A 16,715-nucleotide genomic window follows, 5' to 3' on the forward strand; every position below is an offset into this window, starting at 1 on the left:
ACACATACGCCATTTCCGAATTTCGGTAAAGTGGAATATTTTTGCGGGGAGGGGTTGACGGGGGGGCGAAACAGGACGCGCGGCAAATCGAACGTCACGTGCACGTGCCTTGCTTGCGCGGACTCGCACCAAGGCGCCTGTGTATGCATTCGGCCAACGAGCCCAGAAAAAGCCCGGCCGTGGTGCGGCCGGGCAAGTTCACTGGAACGGAATGCTGGAAGACGTCAGTAGCGTCCCACGGTCGGGCCGCCGAACTTGTAGTTGACGCGAACCGTGACGAGGTCGACGTCCTGACGAATGCGATCCGCACCGAAGGCCAGACCACCGGGTGCCGTGAAGGTGAGGGTCCGATCCTGCATGAACAAATGATCGTATTCGACACCGGCCGACCAGCCGGGTGCGAAGCCGTATTCCAGGCCCACACCGACCGTGCCGCCCCAACGGGTGTCGTCGCCGGTGCTCGCCAGCACGGCGCCGGTTGCGGTCGAGTAGATCCGGTTGCGATTGTCGGTCACGGCCGCACCGCCCTTGACGTAGAACAGGACGTTGTTGGTGGCCCAGCCGAGCTGACCGGTGAACAGACCGAATGCGTTGATCCGTGAATCGTTACGGAAGGCCGGTCCGAACAGGGTGCTGAGATTGCTGCCGCGCAGGTCGGCCCAATCGCCCTGGGCTTCGAGGCCGAACACCCAGGTGCCGGTCTGCCAGCGATAACCAACCTGACCACCGGCAACGCCGCCTGTCGCATCGTGCGAACCTTCGGGGCCCACCAGGAAAGGTGCGGTGGAATCCCAGCTGTTTCGGCTCGAACCCCAACCGCCGTTGGCGCCGATGTAGAAACCGCTCCAGTCGTAGACAGCGGCGACGGCCGCCGGCGGCGCCTTGGTGTAAGGCCGGGCCGCCATATCCGCCGCGCCGGCGGGAGCCGACAGGCCAAGAGCCAGTGCCCCGGTCACAGTAACGAGAAGTTTTTTCATCCGCGTGTCTCCCCAAGGAAAGGATTGAAAACAAGACGTTCGCCCACCTGCCGTGCCTAGCTAATCCTTGTCCCTCGATCCCTGCTGTAGCGCGTCCGCAACACTGCCGCGGCTGGCCGGAAAAAATTGATGTAGGTTAAACACTTGTTCCACTTGATCGGCGCGACGACATGCACCGAGTTCCAATCTCGCCCGCACGTTTGATAGCTTGCTTGATATCCGTCGGTGATTCCGAAGTGCCGCCTACCGCGCGACACAGGACACAACGACCCGGCAGAAATTGAAGGCGAAGCGTCCGTAGAGAAAGCCGCTCCCTGGATCCAGCGCAGCCAGGCGATACGAATTGCCGAGAGCGCGGACAATCTCGACCATTCCCATGAATTCATCGTGCATCTGCGCCGAGTGAATGCCGAGCAGCGACAGCAACAGGGTGTGAATGCCGAGATTGCTCATGACGACCCAGCCTTCGCGCGCGGCAGCGGCATGAATTGCGCGAGATAGGCGCTCCGCCATTGATACGGCGTATCGCCGACAAAGCGCTTGAACACCGTGGTGAAGTGCGCCTGGGTCTGGAATCCTACGGTCAAGGCGATATCGACGAGCGCGATTTCGGCCTGCTTGAGCAGTTCCTGGGCGCGCTCGATACGACACCTCAGCAGATATTCGTGAGGCCGGGCGCCGACGGCTGCGCGGAACTGTGCGGCGAAATGCATCCTGCTCAGACCGGCGACCGAGGCCATGTCCTGAAGCGTGATCTTGGCGGCCAGATTCTTGTCGACATATTCCACAACACGCTTGAGGCGCCAGTTCTGCAGCGACCGTACGGTCCGGCCGGCCTCCTCTTCGAGAACACCAGCGGCCGGGTCGAGCTCGGCCCGTGCGCCGCAGGCTTGCCGGCTGAAGGTACGGGTGAGGATCGCAAGCCGCAGGGCGTCGGCCATGATCGCCGAATGGGCGTCGTGCGTGGCTTCGGTTGCCGCGAGCGCATCGGACAGGCGCCGCATGACCGGATCGGTGGCTTCTTCCGCTGCAAACGCCTGCTCGCTCTCGGCAGGCTGCCCCGCCAGGAATTTTGCAGAGAGCCGGAAGCCAGGCCCGCGAACGGCAGCTCGTTCGACGTCGGCCGCATGTGTCTCGACCGCCAGGGCCACGTCCAAGTGGACGAAGGACAGCATCGTTCCGTCTTCGCCGAACCGGTCGGGGAGTTTCGAGAGCCCGAGCCGATGGCGGTCGGTCGCCGAGATATCGATCGCGCGAACGTCATGATCCTTGATTGTCTGTGAGCGTGACATCTGCAGCGACATCGTCGAATCTCCTTGTCCCGTTTTCGATCCGGCATCGCCTGACCGGCTTGTCCGAATGTCATGGGAGCAGAGTAGTTCGGCGGTCCGCGCGATCCATTCTACGCGCGGGTGCATCGATAGGTTCTCGGGTTAACCGTGTCATACCTAGGTATGATCGCGGCATGTTCGCCGGGCGAGCGCGCCGGTGCTGCGCCTCACCGGCATCGCGGCGTGCGGTGCCTGCGGTAAGTTGACGCGTTCTTTGCGCAGATTCACCGGTGGAACCACGCGAGCTGGCCGGTTTTTCCGGGCAATGCCACCTGCTCGCACTTTGCGTGGCGCGCAGGTCTTCCACGAGAGCACGAAAATCACGCCGCGGGATGTTGTGGACGCGATCAAATCGCGGCATCAACCCTGCTGGTATGAGACAAACGACTGCCAGCGACGATGACGATTCATGATCGAACCACGGGTTCATCCATGAGCCGCGCCGGCTTGCGATTCGGGGCCGCCGTCCTCGCCGTCGCGGTCTTCCTGGTTGACGTGCTGACGCCGCTCGAGGGCGCGGTCGCGGTTCTCTATGTCGTGGCGATCCTGCTCGCGGCAAAGACCAACCGGCGCGACGACACCATCATGGCCGCGGCTGGCTGCGTCATCCTGACGATATCAGCCTATCTGCTGTCGCACGGTCTGGAGACCATCGCCTCGCCCGCCCTTCGCGTGCTGGTGAGCCTCGCCGCAATCGGGATCACGACGATGCTTGCCCTGCAAAATCACGCGGCAACGAAGCGCCTCGCGGCGCAGGCGCGCCTGCTCAACCTATCGCATGACATGATCTTCGTCAGGGATCGCGGCGGCGTGATCACCTTCTGGAACAAAACCGCTGAGCAAGTCTATGGCTGGTCGGCCGAGGACGCGCTCGGACAGCTCGCCGACACGCTTCTGCAAACCCAATATCCCGACCGGCGCGAAATCATCGAGGCCGGTCTGCTCGACACCGGTCGATGGGAGGGCCGCGTGCAGCAGCGAACGAAAGACGGCGCCGCGCTCACCGTCGATGCCCGATGGGCCTTGCAGCACGACCGTCTCGGCAAGCCCGTCGGGGTTCTTGAAACGCACACCGACGTCACCGATCGCGTGGCCGCACACAGCGCGCTGGTGCAGAGCGAGCAGCGATACCGCCGGATGTTCGACGCAAGCCGGATCGGCGTGGTCGAAGAGGACTGGAGAGAGGTCCGAATCGCGCTGCAATCGCTGGGCACCGCAGGAGCCGGGCTGCGCGACCATCTGGTGCAACATCCCGATTTCGTCCGGCATGCCCGGCAGCTTGCCAAGATCACCGACGTCAATCCGGCCTTGCAAAAGATGGCAGGTGCCGGCGGTGCCTCGGCCTTCATCGAGAACGTGGAGCGGCTTCTCGGCGCGGACGACCGGAGTTTCCTCGGCGCATTGATCGCGTTCGCGGAAGGGGAGCCGTTCTACGAAGGCGAGACCGAGCTTGTCAGGCTCGGCGGACGCAAGGTTCCCGTGCTGTTCACGATCACCTTTCCTTCCGGGCCCGACGGCGATCGCAACGTGCTCGCCTTCGTGGTCGACATCACCGAACGCAAGCAGGCGCAAGATGCGTTGCTCGCGGCGCAAGCGGAGCTCGCCCATGCCGCGCGCCTCGCCACCCTTGGCGAGCTCAGCGCCTCCATTGCCCACGAGGTGAATCAACCGCTGGCGGCGATCGTCACCAGCGGCGAGGCCGGCTTGCGATGGCTACGGCGCGACGTGCCCGATCTGAAAGAGGTTGCAACGACGATCGGCCATGTCGTCGCTCAAGGCCGCCGGGCCAGCGAGATCGTCACCCGCGTCCGTGCCTTCCTGAAGAAGGCTCCGGCCCAGCGGGACCTGCTTGAGATCAGCGAGATTATCGAGGACGCAGCGCTCCTCGTCGCGCGGGAGCTTGCCAATGACGACGTCGTCCTCACCTTCGAGGTTGAACATGGCCTGAAGCCAATCCGCGGCGACCGGATCCAGCTGCAGCAGGTGCTCGTCAATCTGCTGGTCAATGCCGGCCAGGCCATGTCAGACCAGCCCGGATCCCGCACCATCATGCTGCGCGCCAGCGCCGTCGACGGTGAAAACCTCGCCATCACGGTGCAGGACAGCGGTCCCGGCATCCGGGCCGACGACCTGCCGCACCTGTTCGATCCGTTCTTCACGACGAAGCACGGCGGCATGGGCATGGGACTTGCGATCTGCCGAACGACGGTGGAAGCTCACGGCGGCCAGTTGTCCGTCCAGAGCACGCCGGGCGCGGGGGCGACATTCCGCCTAACACTGCCATACAGCGAAGAACACCCCAGACCATGACACGACCAGACCAAGTGCAGTCGCCTGCCCAATCCCTCAACTCGGTTGTCATCATCGTTGATGACGACGCCGGAATCCGCGCCTCGCTGGACAGCCTGTTCCGATCCGTCGGCCTGGAGACGCGCCTGTTCGCCTCGCCCGCCGAACTGCTCGGCGGCTCGCTGGCGGACCGCCCAGGCTGCATCGTGCTGGACGTCCGCCTTCCCGGCGTGAGCGGGCTCGATCTGCAAAGTCAGCTCGTTCGGCAGGGCATCAGGCATCCCATCATCTTCATGACCGGCCATGGCGACATTCCGATGTCCGTGCGTGCCATGAAGGCGGGCGCGGTCGATTTCCTCGCAAAGCCGTTTCGCGACCAGGATATGCTCGATGCCGTGACGACGGCGCTCGAGCGCGATGCCCAGCACCGCGCCGAAGCCGCAACCAGGGACGATATCCGCGCCCAATACGAGACCCTGACGGCGCGCGAGCGCGAGGTGATGGGCCATGTCACCGCCGGCCTGATGAACAAGCAGGTCGCCGCCCTGATCGGCCTCAGCGAGATCACGGTCAAGATCCACCGCGGCAACGTCATGCGCAAGATGGGGGTCCGGTCCCTTGCCGACCTCGTCCGCCAGGCAGAAGCGCTCGGGGTTTCCCAGACCCGCAGGACTACGGACCAAACCTGAGTATAATTCCGGCGGGACGGCTCCGGGTGCATATAAGGCGTCATCGGCCGTGCAAAGGGAGATAACCTCCTTGCGGAACACCGCGGTCAGGATTGTGCACTAATGGCCAAAACCCCGGTGATTGCGATCGTGGACGACGACGAAGGCGTTCGTGCGTCGCTCGCGAGCCTCGTGCGTTCGATCGGCTACGAGGCCCAGGCCTACGAATCCGGCATGGATTTCCTGCGACAGGCGCCCGGAGACGATCCGGCATGCATGATCGCCGACGTCCAGATGCCTGTCATCACCGGTGACGAGTTGCAGGCCCGGCTGATCGCCGCCGGCCGCCATTTCCCGATCATCTTCATGACGGCGTTTCCGAGCGAAAATGTGCGCCAACGCGTGATGTCCGCTGGCGCGCATTGCTATCTCGGCAAGCCGTCCAGCGGTGACGAGATCATCCGCTGCCTCGAAGAGGCGCTCGCAGGTCACGCGCAATAGTCCGTCCTTCGTCGATCTGTTCGGCGCAGGACGCCCGCCGCGTCCGAACTGCCTCCAGGCCAACATCCCAACAGTGCCCCGAGGTGGAAGCGATTCCGTATTCGCGCGAACCCGCGGTTCCCCCCGGCACAGATGATCGCGCCCGGCCTCACACCCGGCATCGATGCGTCACCACGCCTGCCCTGAATCAGGCGTGCGCCTCTCGTCGCTCTTACATCACACCTCACAGCAGAGGCGCTTGATCCATTTGATTTAATTTGGCTTTTTGCGACACGCGGTCGCACCCCTCGCATTTGCAAAATCTAATACCGCTTAAGCATCCTTAACGAGCCCGGCGGTGAAATCGCACCTATCGTTTGAGCATCGACCAGTTGCATTCGGCAGCCGTCACGGCGGCAGCGGAATCCAGGATACGGGGACGCACGATGCTCAATGATATGCAAGCGGCCGGCGCCGGGTTGACGTATCAATCCAGCCGTCGCGAACCTGATGCCCCGCGGGAGACCCGCGCATTTCCCCTCGAACGAAGGTGGCGCCAATCCCACCAACGTGCCGGGAGCGCGCCCGAGGACATCACGATCTCGCGCTGGATCTGTGCGCAAGCAGGCATAAGGCATGAAGAGGCGACGACGCCTGCCGACCGATACTTCTTCGCCATCGCCTTGAAGACGACCCGCGTCAAACTGACCAGAGGCCGTCACACCATCTTCGACGGTGTCATGCCCGCGGGCACGCTCTATATCGGCGCGCCGTCGCAGCAGCTCAGTGCGCAGTTCTACGCGTCGTGCGATTTCCTGCACTTCCACGTCTCTGCCGACAGTTATTTTCCGGCTCTTCGCCCTGGAGCAGGACCTGCCTCGGCAGAGAGCCTCAACGACCTCGTCCTGCTCCGCGACCCCTTCGCCGGGCAGCTTGCAAAAGCGCTGACCGAGCGCGGCCATTCGGCCGACCGGGAATTCGCGCGCTGCATCGGCCAGACGCTCGCCATGCATCTTGCGCGGCGCGAACTGCCGCACGCGAAAGTCAATGCCTTGCCGAAATGGCGGCTGCGGCGGGTCGAGGAATATGTCGCGACGCATTTCGACCACTGCATCAGCCTGTCGGAGCTTGCCAAGGTCGCGGGACTGTCCCGGATGCACTTCGCGGCCCAGTTTCGCGTCGCGACGGGATACCGGCCTCGGGAGTACCTGCTGCATCAGCGCATCGAGCGCGCGAAATCGCTGCTGTCGAATTCCGAGACGGCCCTGGCCGAGGTGGCGCTGACCGTCGGCTTCTGCACGCAGGCGCATTTCTCGACCGTCTTCAAACGGATCACGGGTGACACGCCGGCGCGCTGGCGATGCGCCAGCCGGAACGCATTGGCTTCGTCCAGGCTCGCGGGCGTCGATCCGATTTCGACATCCAAGACCATGCCTTGCGTGCTGCTCGCGGACTTCTTGTGAATCATGCGAAATGAGAAACGGCCGGGGTTCGTGAAATACTTCTGTTACGGGATCGGCCATGCTGTGCGTGTTAGGTGACTAAGACCCCTCAAGTCACCGCTCGAGCCTCTCTCCTCCCTGGGCCTACGAGCATTTTGGGGCCGTCCTCCCCCAAGGACGGCCCCCTTTTTTCGACAGCGCAGCACGATCAACGGCGTCGTCCGTTCGGAAACTTGCCGGCGCTAACCGCTCGGGTGACGTGCAACCCAGGCGCGGACGCCCTGAAGACTCCTGAAATCATCCAGCGAACGCGCCGGAAGTTCTGGCGCAATTTCCGCGGCCATCCCGCTCAACGCGTGCCCCGGACCGAGCTCGAGAAAGCCCGACGCGCCCGCCTCGACACAGGCTTGCAGGCAATCGGCCCATTGCACGGTGTGCGAGATCTGCGCGGCAAGCTTGTCGAGGCCGGTCTCGAGCGAGACAACCGGAGCGGCATCTATTCCGCTCAGAATACGCGCACCGGTTCTCGGCGGGAACACCGCCGGCGCCAGGCGCAAGGTCTCACGAAATGCGGCAGACGCTCCGGCGAGCCGTTTGGTGTGGGAGGCAACCTCAACCGGCAACGCGACGATCCTTGCCGCGTGCATCGCGCGCGCGTCTGCGGCAATCCTGCTCAGCGCCTCACGGCCGCCGCCGATGACAAAAGCATCGCCGGGATTGACGATGGCAATGGCTGCGCCGTGACGCTCGCAAAGGCGACCGACCTCGTCTCGCGAAAGACCGCGGACGAAGATCAGTCCGTCGCCGGCGCTCGTGGCCGCATCCATTGCTTCCGCGCGGCGCGCCACGAGATCGAGCGTGGCGAGCGCATCGAACAAGCCGCCGGCGCCCCAGGCCGCGACCTCGCCGACGCTATAGCCTGCAATGATGGCTCCAGGTGGAACCGCATCTCCAAGCGCGCAGGCCGCGGCGAGCGGCTGCAAGGTGCACAGAATCTGGCCGGCACGATTGCGATGCAGGGCCTCATCGGCTTCGCCGCGCACGAAATCGCGCGGATCCCTGCCGCCAAGCAATGTCGCCGCGTGCGCGAACAGGTACGCGGCTTCCGGCGCATCGCCCGTGAGAGCGAACATCTCCCGGTGCTGCCTGCCTTGTCCCGAGCAAAGGATCGCGAGCGTCATGGTCGCGGCCTAATGGGGAAAGAGTATTGCGATCGCAATCGCCAAGGTGACGGCGCTGAATCCGGTGCTGGCGATGACCATGGACCCTGCCGTTGCCGAATCCAGCCGATAGTTGACCGCGAACAAGATTCCGAAAAAGCCCGAGGGTATTGCGGCGAGCAGGATGGCCGTTTTCGCCGCATCCTGCGGGATGGGTATGACGCGAATGACCGCAACGGCCAACAGCGGACGCACGATGTCCGAGGCCAATGTTGCAGCGATGACCTTCCAATCCGGCCGAAACGATTGCGCCGACAGAATGGCTCCGGTGAGGAACAGGGCGACGCCGGCGGCCGAACTTCCGATCAGCGCGAGGCTCGCATGGGCCAGTGCGTCGAGGCTCACATCCGACAACGCGAACAGGATGCCAAGCGCGGGCGCGAGCACCACCGGCTTGGTGATCGCACGCCGGATCGCTGTCAGGACCTGCCGCGCCGCCATTTGCTCGCCGCGCGCCTTGGCGGCGCCCATTTCCGCGATAATCAGGGTCAGCGGACTAATGAGGATCGAGCCCGCTGCCAATGCAACGGCAACCGGGACGGTGCCGGTAGGCCCCACGACCGAGTTCATGATCGGAAGGCCGACGCCGGCGAGATTCGGAAAGCCAATCGTCAACGCCTGTAACGACGCCTCCGACTTGGAGACCTTGGAGAACCTGCGTGCGGCAAGATACCAGGCGAGATAGAGCAGCAGCATCGTCACGCCGAGCACCAGGAAGAGCGGGACCTGCTCGATCATCTCATGGCGCGACGCCGAGGCGGTCGCCGCGAACAGGGAGGCCGGCAGCGCAAAATCCATCACGAGTGCATTGAGAGCATCGACGTGGAGATTGTCGACGACATGAAACTTGCCGGCGGCGTATCCCAACAGCAGAACGAAGAAGACCGGCACCAGCGCCATCAATATTGCATTGGACGTCATCGGCTCAGCCTCTCATGGGCTTCGACAAAAAGTGTCATTGCAAGCAGGTCGGCCGATCCGCCCGGGCTGAGACGACGGGCGACGAAGCTTTCGTGGATCGATTGCGCCCGTGCACGCCAGCCCGGCGCGCAGATACCGCCTGAAGCGATGAAGCGACGCGCCGCATCATGTGCAAAGCGAAGGCCGTCGAGCCCACCGCGATGCAGGAGGTTGGTGTCTTCAACGGATGCGATCAGTGCAAAGCAAGCCTCGACCCGGGCAGCTTCCGCATTCTCCGGCGCGACAGCCCTCGCTGTGCGCAAGGCCGGCAAACCGATCCCGTAGACGCTCGGAAATCCTGTCGCGGCCTCGATGCGCGCACCGCCCGCGCGAAAACGGCGGCGGGCCACGCTGCCATGGCTGTGCAGCAGCACTGGACCATCCAGTATGTTGTCACCCCACAGCCGCGCCACGACATCGCCAAGCGGGAGTTCATCGTCGACCAAGCCGCCGGCTTTCGCGCCGGCCGCAGCGCACAGCAGGCCGAGCCCGAAGATCGCGCCACGGTGCGTGTTGACCCCCGCGGTCGCCGCAAGCATGGCGCGCTCCGCCTCCAGTCCGATGATCCGCAGCCGCCCCATGCCGCAGCCGAGCGCACCCGCATCGGCCAGGCGTTGCAGATAGGGTTTGATGGCCGCAGCGCTGCGACGAAACGTGCCTGCATCCATGTCGTCGTGACTGCCGTTGTCGATATGGCTCACCAGCCCCGGCTTCGGCCAGGTTTCGAGCTCCTTGACGAGGCAGTCGGCGGCGACGGCACCGATCACAGATGCATCGGGCATCATCTGCCGCTGGCGCAGAGTCGGCCGTTCCAGACCTCTTGCGGCCGTGGTGATCATGATCCCATAGCTCCCGACACGAATTGATGCCTGCCGATCAGGACCACGCTCTCGATGCGCTTGACCAAAAGCTCGCTGGCCCCGCCGTGGAATTCGCGCCAGTTCACCGCGGCGCCGTCGGCGCCCATCAGCTCGCCATCAAGCCGCATCGGCGCGCCGGTCTCGATCGCGGCGACATCGGCGACGAAACGATCGATGTCGGCTTCGCCTTGAAACTCGAACAAGACATCGAGATCCGAACGGTCCGTCACGTAGTCGAGCCCGGTCAGCGACTGCCAGGCCAGGCTGCCGAAGACGCGCGCCTCCACCGCATGGCGAAGCGTCAGCGCGTCGAGCCGGTCGAGCGTCGGCCACCAGCTGCGCGGGGCGTAAGCCCGCGCCTGCCGCAGCAATGGCGGCCGCGCGACGGAAGCGACATGGTTGATATCGACCAGGAGGGAGATCCGTTTCTTGCCCGCCGAGGGCGGCAAAGGCAGGCCCAAAGCAAGGCCGCTTGCCTCGCCCGGCAAGGCGCGCCGCCTGATCGTCGGCCATCTCATTTTTGGCCAGCACGCGAGAAGAGGATCGGTTGCGAGATCGCCGCGCGCCTCCAGCATCGCGCACCAGCCTGCCGGGCTGACGAAGACGAGGTCGTGACGACCGGGTGAGCGCTCAGCGCGCTTGCAGGGCGAGGTCACGAACGCGCTCCGCGATCTCGGCGGCCTTCAGCCGGCCGCCACGTTCCTTGCCGAGCGCATCACGCTGGTCCCGTGCGGCCGGCATGTTGGCCAGCAACGCCTCCAACTGATCGGCCAGCGAAGCGGCGTTGCTCCATGTCATGTGAACGGCGCCCATTTGCGCGAGATTGGACAGGCCCGGGGCGAACACCGGCGTCGACTTCGCCTTCTCCTGGAGCGCCTCCATCGACAGCTTGGTGACCTTCGCCATCGAGGGCAGGTCCATCACCGCGGGTTCGGCGCCAGGCAGTCCGACCAGCACGCGCGTCGCAAGGCCCGTCGCAAGCAGCGCGCCCGCGGCCGAGTGACCGTACAGAAGGCCGATGGTCGGGCGACCATTGGTGTCCGCATGGATCAGCACTTTCGCCAGATGCGCGAGGAATTCATTCAGCCCAAGCAGCTCGTCGCGCTTGCTCATGCGCTGGCTGTCGCTGTCGACGAGCACCAGGATCGGCCCGGAATCCCGGCCGATCGAGTCCAGGACATGGCCGGACAATCTGATCGCCTCGTCCACACCCAGCGCAGTCCGGTCCGCAACGCCGAGGACGAGCATCCGGCCGCCGGATCGCAGCGTCGCCGAGCCGAGGATGACGCCCTTATCGCGCCTCACCTCATGGCCGTCGGGAAAGAGCGAGGCGAAGATTTCATCGAGCATCACGGCTGGTCCTCCCGATCCGGTTGGCAAGGGCAATGAACTGGTCGGCCGGCAATTCGGGAACGGCTTGCGAGTCCGCGATGCCTTCCGCCGTCCAGATGTCGACGGCATCCCCGCAAGCACCAAAACTGCGCAGCCGGCCGGCAAGCCGCTCCTGCTCGGCCTTCAGCCTGTCGAGACCGAACGGTCCGACCAGGCCGAGCAGCTCGAGCGCGGCCTCGCGAAAATCCTGCACATTGTCGTCGGCGAAGACATCGGCGGCGCCGAGCAGGCGGCGATGCTTACCTCCCATGGTGCGCCAGACCAGGGCACGATCGCGCGAGTCGAATTCCTCGACGCCGCGATTGGTCTCGATGACTTCGGGGCCCGACACCGCGATGCGCCCCGGCTCCGAGACGGCGAGCGCGGAGCAACAGCCCGCGATCAAGCCGCCGCCGCCATAGCATCCGGACCTGCCACCGATCAGACCAATGACCTTCACGCCAGCGCTGCGCGCTTCCATCACGGCACGCATGATCTCGGCGATGGCAAGCTCGCCGGCATTGGCTTCCTGCAACCGGACGCCTCCGGTATCAAACAGGATCAGGACGGGGATCGTGCCGATCTCGCGCGCCGCGCGGAGCAGCCCGGTCAGCTTGGCACCGTGCACCTCGCCGAAGGCGCCACCCATGAAGCGTCCTTCCTGCGCGGCGACGAACACAAGCGAACCGTCAAGCCGACCGTGACCAACGACGATGCCGTCGTCGAACTGCTCGGGAAGATCGAATATCTTCAAGTGAGGACTGACCTCGCGCTGCTCCGGCCCGATGAACTCAATGAGGCTGCCGGCATCGAGCAGCAGCTCCAGCCGCGTGCGGGCCGATGCCTCGTAGAAGCTGGTGCTGCGGGCCCGTTCGGCCGGGGTGACGTCCTTGAGCGGCGCGGTCATTGGCCGTTCTCCGCGATCAATCGCACCGCCTGCGCCAGCCGCAGCGAGACCGTATCGGGACGCGCGCCGCCGTCATTGATCGAAAATCTTAGCCCTCCGGGCGAATAACGCTCGACGAAATCGCCGATCACGGCACTCCAGACTTCGCCGAAACCGACCGCCGCGGTCTTGATGTCGACGGCGCATTCCGCGTCCGGCAGCACACGCTCCACCAGCACTTCCAGATTGCCCGAGGCGACCACGCCGACGATCGCGCTTTGTCTGGCACCACTCGCCCGGGCACGAACCGGATGTCGAAAACTGAGATCTTCCATGGCGCGTCCTCACCAGTTCCTGAATTTCGACGGGGGTGCGTACAGGCCGCCCGACCAGCGCACGAGATCCTTGATCGAGCGCGCCGCCAGCAGGCTGCGATCGGCATCGAGTGGATTGATGCCGAGATCCTCCGGCCGGCGGATCACGCCGCGCTCGCGCAGGCGCGCGACCATGCCGCGGTCCCGTCGGCGGCCGACATCGGTGTAGCCGGCAACGCCGCGGATGGCCTGCTCGCGCTCCTGCGCGGTGCGGCAGAGCAGGAGGTTCGCCACGCCTTCCTCGGTGACGATGTGGGTGACGTCGTCGCCATAGATCATGACCGGCGCGAGCTCGAGCTTCAGCTTCTCCGCGAGCTCGATCGCGTCGAGCTTCTCGACGAACAGCGGCACGTTCTTGTCGCCGAAAGTCTCGCCGATCTGCACCACCAGCTTACGGCCACGGCGTAGCGGCGCCGGACTGTCGGGATCGGCCTCCGCGCCGGCCTTCAGCCAGGGCTCGCTCGGATGACGCCGCCCGCGGGCGTCCGCTCCCATGTTCGGGGCGCCGCCGAAGCCCGCGATGCGCGAGGTGGTGATGGTTGACGAATTTCCTTGCAGATCGATCTGCAGCGTAGAGCCGATGAACATGTCGCAGGCATAGAGCCCGGCGGTCTGACAGAAGGCGCGGTTGGAGCGCAGCGAGCCGTCGGGACCGGTGAAATAGACGTCGGATCTGGCCTGGATGTAGTCGTCCATGCCGACCTCCGAGCCGAACGAGTGGATCTGCCGCACCCAGCCGGACTCGATCGCGGGAATGAGCGCGGGATGCGGGTTCAGCGCGAAGTGGGTCGCGATCCTGCCCTTCAGCCCCAGCCTCTCGCCGAAAGTCGGCAGCAGGAGTTCGATCGCCGCGGTGCTGAACCCGATGCCGTGATTGAGCCGTTGCACGCCATAGGGCGCATAGATGCCCTTGATCGCGAGCATCGCGGTCAGGATCTGGCCTTCCGTGATCGCGGCGGGATCGCGCGTGAACAGCGGCTCGACGAAGAATGGCTTGTCGGCCTTGACGATGAAGTGGACACGGTCCGCCGGGATGTCGACCCGCGGAACCGTGTCGACGATCTCGTTGACCTGGGCGATCACGACGCCGTCCTTGAACGCCGTCGCCTCGACCACGGTCGGGGTGTCCTCGGTGTTCGGGCCGGTGTAGAGATTGCCCTCGCGGTCGGCGCTGACGGCGGCGATCAGCGCGACGTGCGGCGTGAGGTCGATGAAGTAGCGGGCGAACAGTTCGAGATAGGTATGGATCGCGCCCAACTCGATCTTGCCGCCGAACAGCATGCGCGCGATGCGCGCCGATTGCGGCCCGGAATAGGCATAGTCGAGCCGCTTCGCGACGCCGCGGTCGAACAGGTCCAGATGTTCGGGCAGGACGACGCCCGACTGCACCATGTGCAGATCGTTGACCTTGGAGAGATCGACAGCCAGCAGCGCATGACTCAGCAGATCCGCCTGCTTCTGGTTGTCCCCTTCCAAGCAAACCCGGTCGCCCGGCCGGATCACGGCCTCCAGCAGGCGCGTGACGTCGTGGGCTTCGACGACCTTGCCGCGGGCAAGGCCGGCGCCCGCCACGATGCGGGCATCACGCGCGACGCGGTTGTTCTGCCAGCTCGTCATGACTGTCATTCCTTCGCCAGACTGGCGCCGCACCGAGGCGTCAGCGCTTCTTCGATTGCGTTCGTGAAATTTCGGGGCGGTCGGGCCGGCGGGAGTGCAGACTCTCCCGCCGTCCTTCCTCTGCCGATCGTGCGTCAGGACCGGCAAAAGCCTCGTCAGCGCGTGACCGGCTGCTGGATACTGCGCGCGGCGCGGGCGATAATCGCCGCCACTTCCTTCGGATGCGACTCGTAGACGGAGTGGCTGGCGCCCGGGATCACGGTGGTCTGGCTCTTGGCGCGCTCGTAGTACCAGCGCTCCAGATCCGGATTGATGATCTGGTCGCTGCCGGCGACGATGCCCCAGCTCGGCTTGGTCTTCCACGCCGCCGCCGTCAGCGGCGTGCTGAACACCTGGGTCGCGGCCAGCACCTGGGAGCGCGCGACGAACTCGGCGCGCTCACGCGGCAGATCAGGCGCGAACAGTTTCGGGAATTGCACGGGATCGAGATAGGTGAACTTGTCCGGCGTCACCTTGATGACACCTTCGGTCTTGCCGAGCACGCTCGGCGTCTTCTTGCCCAGCGCCGATTCATCCTCGCCGACGTCGGGCGCGTGCGCAGCGACGTAGACGAGACCGACGACGTTCGGATGAACGCCCGCCTCAGTGATGATCGAGCCGCCGTAGCTGTGACCGACAAGGAGGGTTGGACCATCCTGGAGATCGAGAATGCGCTTCGCCGCCGTGACGTCGTCGGCAAACGACGTCTCGGGCTCCTGCACCATGGTGACGCGGAAGCCTTCCTTGATCAGGATCTCGTAGACCGGCTTCCAACCGGAAGCATCGACCCAGGCGCCGTGCACCAGGACGATGTTCTTCGGGGGTTCTGCGCGCGCGGGGGCGACGGTCGAGAGCAGGGAAAGAGCGGCGGCAAAGGCGAGGCCGGCGTTGAGGTGTTTCATGTCGGGATCACTCCGGGTTGGAATGACGCGACACTAGGTCCGGGGCCTGCCATGCGTATTTCCGCAAACAACTATCCTTGCGACTTCGCACGCCGGCACGCGTGACTGGCGACGATCGCCACTCGCACACCCGCCGGACGCGGCCTAGCTGAGAGACGCATCTCAAACCGATGGCGAACGTCATGCAACTGACATCCGTGACAGGATCTCTCGCGCCCGTGAACGACCGGCGTTCGGACACGAAAGACGATCGATACGCGCTCTGTCATTCACGACAAATTTGCTGACCCCACTCGAAAGCCAAGCATAGGATCGAACAATGACATCCATCGCGAAGTGCCGGGTCGCCTTCTTCGTCGTGCTCTGCGCAACGATGCCGGCCCATGCTGGAACCTGCACGGATGACATCGCGCAAACCCAGGCCCAGCTCGATCTTGCCATCGAGAAGGACGCGGGTTCCCACGGCTGGAAGCCGGAGAGCCTCAACGCGTTGCGCAACCGTCAACCAACGCCGCGCTCGCTCGCGGAATCGGAAGGCGATAACGGCCTCGATTTCACCGACGCGCTCGATTCGCTCGATCGCGCCCGCACCGCCGATCGCACCGGCGACGTCGCCGCATGCAGCCGGGAAATCGCACACGCGCGCGCCGTCCTGAGATAGCGAAAGGCGACTCCAGGACCGTTGGCGAAGCGATGTGTCTCGCCGTCGTGCAGCCGGGGAGCAGGACGTGCGTTCTGGAAATACCTGCACACGCGCACCTTCCTATTGTCGATCTCAGTCAGCCGGAGGCTCGTTCCATGCGAAAGCAGCATCTAGCAAACCACGGTGTGATGCTTGCGGCGGCCATCCTGTGGCTGGTCTCGGGCGTCGCCATCGCTCAAACAACAGTGCCGGGAATGCAGCCTCCGGCCGGCATGCTTGCGACGTCACCGCTCAATCCGCAATCGACCCGGCCCGTGGGCATTCCGCTGGGATCGACCGAGATCGCAACGCAGGGCATCTCTCCGATCACTCCCGCGCAAGGTGCAATGGGCTGCGCCGGATCCAGCAATACTGCATCGACTGGAGCCTTGTTCGACGGCGGCGGGCTGTCCAGCGGCTCCGCAGCCAATTGCGCCGGCAACGGCGTCGCTGCGTCACCCCTGCCCTCGACATCGACGCTCGGGCGCGTCGGGATTCCTCTGGGAGCCACCGAGATCGGCGGCGCTGGAATCAGTCCGACCGTGCCCGTGCCCGGCCCCACCTCCACGATCGGCACGACTCCGATCGACGGCTCCGGCAATCCCTGAAATCAAGAA

Annotated in this window: 18 protein-coding genes; 6 read left to right on the forward strand and 12 right to left on the reverse strand. The window is 64.8% G+C overall.

The features are described from left to right. Positions 1 to 224: 224 nt before the first annotated feature. From IVB29_RS29930 to IVB29_RS29940, 3 genes are all read right to left on the reverse strand, one after another. Positions 225 to 977, reverse strand: a complete 753-nt coding sequence (locus IVB29_RS29930) for an outer membrane beta-barrel protein (protein WP_247507015.1) — start codon at positions 975 to 977, stop codon at positions 225 to 227. A gap of 243 nt (positions 978 to 1,220) precedes the next feature. Continuing rightward, positions 1,221 to 1,430, reverse strand: a complete 210-nt coding sequence (locus tag IVB29_RS29935; RefSeq protein ID WP_247507016.1) for a hypothetical protein — start codon at positions 1,428 to 1,430, stop codon at positions 1,221 to 1,223. After that, the gene (locus IVB29_RS29940) at positions 1,427 to 2,281 is read right to left on the reverse strand and encodes an AraC family transcriptional regulator (RefSeq protein WP_247507017.1); all 855 of its coding nucleotides are present in this window, start codon (positions 2,279 to 2,281) and stop codon (positions 1,427 to 1,429) included. Before IVB29_RS29940 ends, IVB29_RS29935 begins: the two co-directional genes overlap by 4 nt. 735 nt (positions 2,282 to 3,016) lie before the next feature. On the opposite strand from IVB29_RS29940, the gene IVB29_RS29945 reads away from it, so the two are divergent. The 4 genes from IVB29_RS29945 to IVB29_RS29960 all read left to right on the forward strand — a co-directional run bounded on the left by IVB29_RS29945 (position 3,017) and on the right by IVB29_RS29960 (position 7,208). Further along, positions 3,017 to 4,618, forward strand: a complete 1,602-nt coding sequence (locus tag IVB29_RS29945; RefSeq protein WP_247507018.1) for an ATP-binding protein — start codon at positions 3,017 to 3,019, stop codon at positions 4,616 to 4,618. Then, positions 4,615 to 5,286: a response regulator transcription factor gene (locus IVB29_RS29950; protein ID WP_247507019.1), complete on the forward strand. Its 672-nt coding sequence runs from the start codon at positions 4,615 to 4,617 to the stop codon at positions 5,284 to 5,286. Before IVB29_RS29945 ends, IVB29_RS29950 begins: the two co-directional genes overlap by 4 nt. A gap of 102 nt (positions 5,287 to 5,388) precedes the next feature. Further along, on the forward strand, positions 5,389 to 5,766 hold the full coding sequence (locus IVB29_RS29955; RefSeq protein ID WP_247507020.1) for a response regulator: 378 nt from the start codon (positions 5,389 to 5,391) through the stop codon (positions 5,764 to 5,766). A 425-nt stretch (positions 5,767 to 6,191) separates the two neighbouring features. Then, positions 6,192 to 7,208: an AraC family transcriptional regulator gene (locus IVB29_RS29960; RefSeq protein WP_247507674.1), complete on the forward strand. Its 1,017-nt coding sequence runs from the start codon at positions 6,192 to 6,194 to the stop codon at positions 7,206 to 7,208. 221 nt (positions 7,209 to 7,429) lie between these two features. Here IVB29_RS29960 and IVB29_RS29965 read toward each other — a convergent pair whose 3' ends face one another. The 9 genes from IVB29_RS29965 to IVB29_RS30005 form a co-directional block, all read right to left on the reverse strand. After that, a complete protein-coding gene (locus IVB29_RS29965) occupies positions 7,430 to 8,368 on the reverse strand; it encodes an acyltransferase domain-containing protein (protein WP_247507021.1) in 939 nt (312 codons plus the stop codon). A gap of 9 nt (positions 8,369 to 8,377) precedes the next feature. Beyond that, on the reverse strand, positions 8,378 to 9,328 hold the full coding sequence (locus IVB29_RS29970; RefSeq protein ID WP_247507022.1) for an AEC family transporter: 951 nt from the start codon (positions 9,326 to 9,328) through the stop codon (positions 8,378 to 8,380). Then, positions 9,325 to 10,206: a triphosphoribosyl-dephospho-CoA synthase MdcB gene (gene mdcB, locus IVB29_RS29975; RefSeq protein ID WP_247507023.1), complete on the reverse strand. Its 882-nt coding sequence runs from the start codon at positions 10,204 to 10,206 to the stop codon at positions 9,325 to 9,327. Before mdcB ends, IVB29_RS29970 begins: the two co-directional genes overlap by 4 nt. After that, entirely contained in the window at positions 10,203 to 10,883 is a 681-nt protein-coding gene (gene mdcG / locus IVB29_RS29980) for a malonate decarboxylase holo-[acyl-carrier-protein] synthase (RefSeq protein ID WP_247507024.1), read from the reverse strand. The genes mdcB and mdcG overlap by 4 nt, the downstream gene beginning before the upstream one ends. Continuing rightward, complete coding sequence (gene mdcE, locus IVB29_RS29985) at positions 10,858 to 11,580, reverse strand: biotin-independent malonate decarboxylase subunit gamma (protein WP_247507025.1); 723 nt, start codon at positions 11,578 to 11,580, stop codon at positions 10,858 to 10,860. The genes mdcG and mdcE overlap by 26 nt, the downstream gene beginning before the upstream one ends. Further along, positions 11,567 to 12,505, reverse strand: coding sequence for a biotin-independent malonate decarboxylase subunit beta (locus IVB29_RS29990; RefSeq protein ID WP_247507026.1), 939 nt, complete (start codon positions 12,503 to 12,505; stop codon positions 11,567 to 11,569). Before IVB29_RS29990 ends, mdcE begins: the two co-directional genes overlap by 14 nt. Beyond that, positions 12,502 to 12,819: a malonate decarboxylase acyl carrier protein gene (mdcC, locus tag IVB29_RS29995; protein WP_247507027.1), complete on the reverse strand. Its 318-nt coding sequence runs from the start codon at positions 12,817 to 12,819 to the stop codon at positions 12,502 to 12,504. Before mdcC ends, IVB29_RS29990 begins: the two co-directional genes overlap by 4 nt. Before the next feature lie 9 nt (positions 12,820 to 12,828). Beyond that, positions 12,829 to 14,475, reverse strand: a complete 1,647-nt coding sequence (mdcA, locus tag IVB29_RS30000; protein ID WP_247507028.1) for a malonate decarboxylase subunit alpha — start codon at positions 14,473 to 14,475, stop codon at positions 12,829 to 12,831. A 155-nt stretch (positions 14,476 to 14,630) separates the two neighbouring features. Then, positions 14,631 to 15,416, reverse strand: coding sequence for an alpha/beta hydrolase (locus tag IVB29_RS30005; RefSeq protein ID WP_247507029.1), 786 nt, complete (start codon positions 15,414 to 15,416; stop codon positions 14,631 to 14,633). 319 nt (positions 15,417 to 15,735) lie between these two features. Between IVB29_RS30005 and IVB29_RS30010 the strand changes: the two genes are divergently transcribed. After that, positions 15,736 to 16,077, forward strand: a complete 342-nt coding sequence (locus IVB29_RS30010) for a hypothetical protein (RefSeq protein WP_247507030.1) — start codon at positions 15,736 to 15,738, stop codon at positions 16,075 to 16,077. 137 nt (positions 16,078 to 16,214) lie between these two features. Further along, positions 16,215 to 16,706 (forward strand): hypothetical protein, encoded by a 492-nt coding sequence (locus tag IVB29_RS30015; protein WP_247507031.1) that lies wholly within the window; start codon positions 16,215 to 16,217, stop codon positions 16,704 to 16,706. Positions 16,707 to 16,715 lie beyond the last annotated feature (9 nt).

This window comes from Bradyrhizobium sp. 1 (assembly GCF_023073315.1).
GTDB lineage: Bacteria > Pseudomonadota > Alphaproteobacteria > Rhizobiales > Xanthobacteraceae > Bradyrhizobium.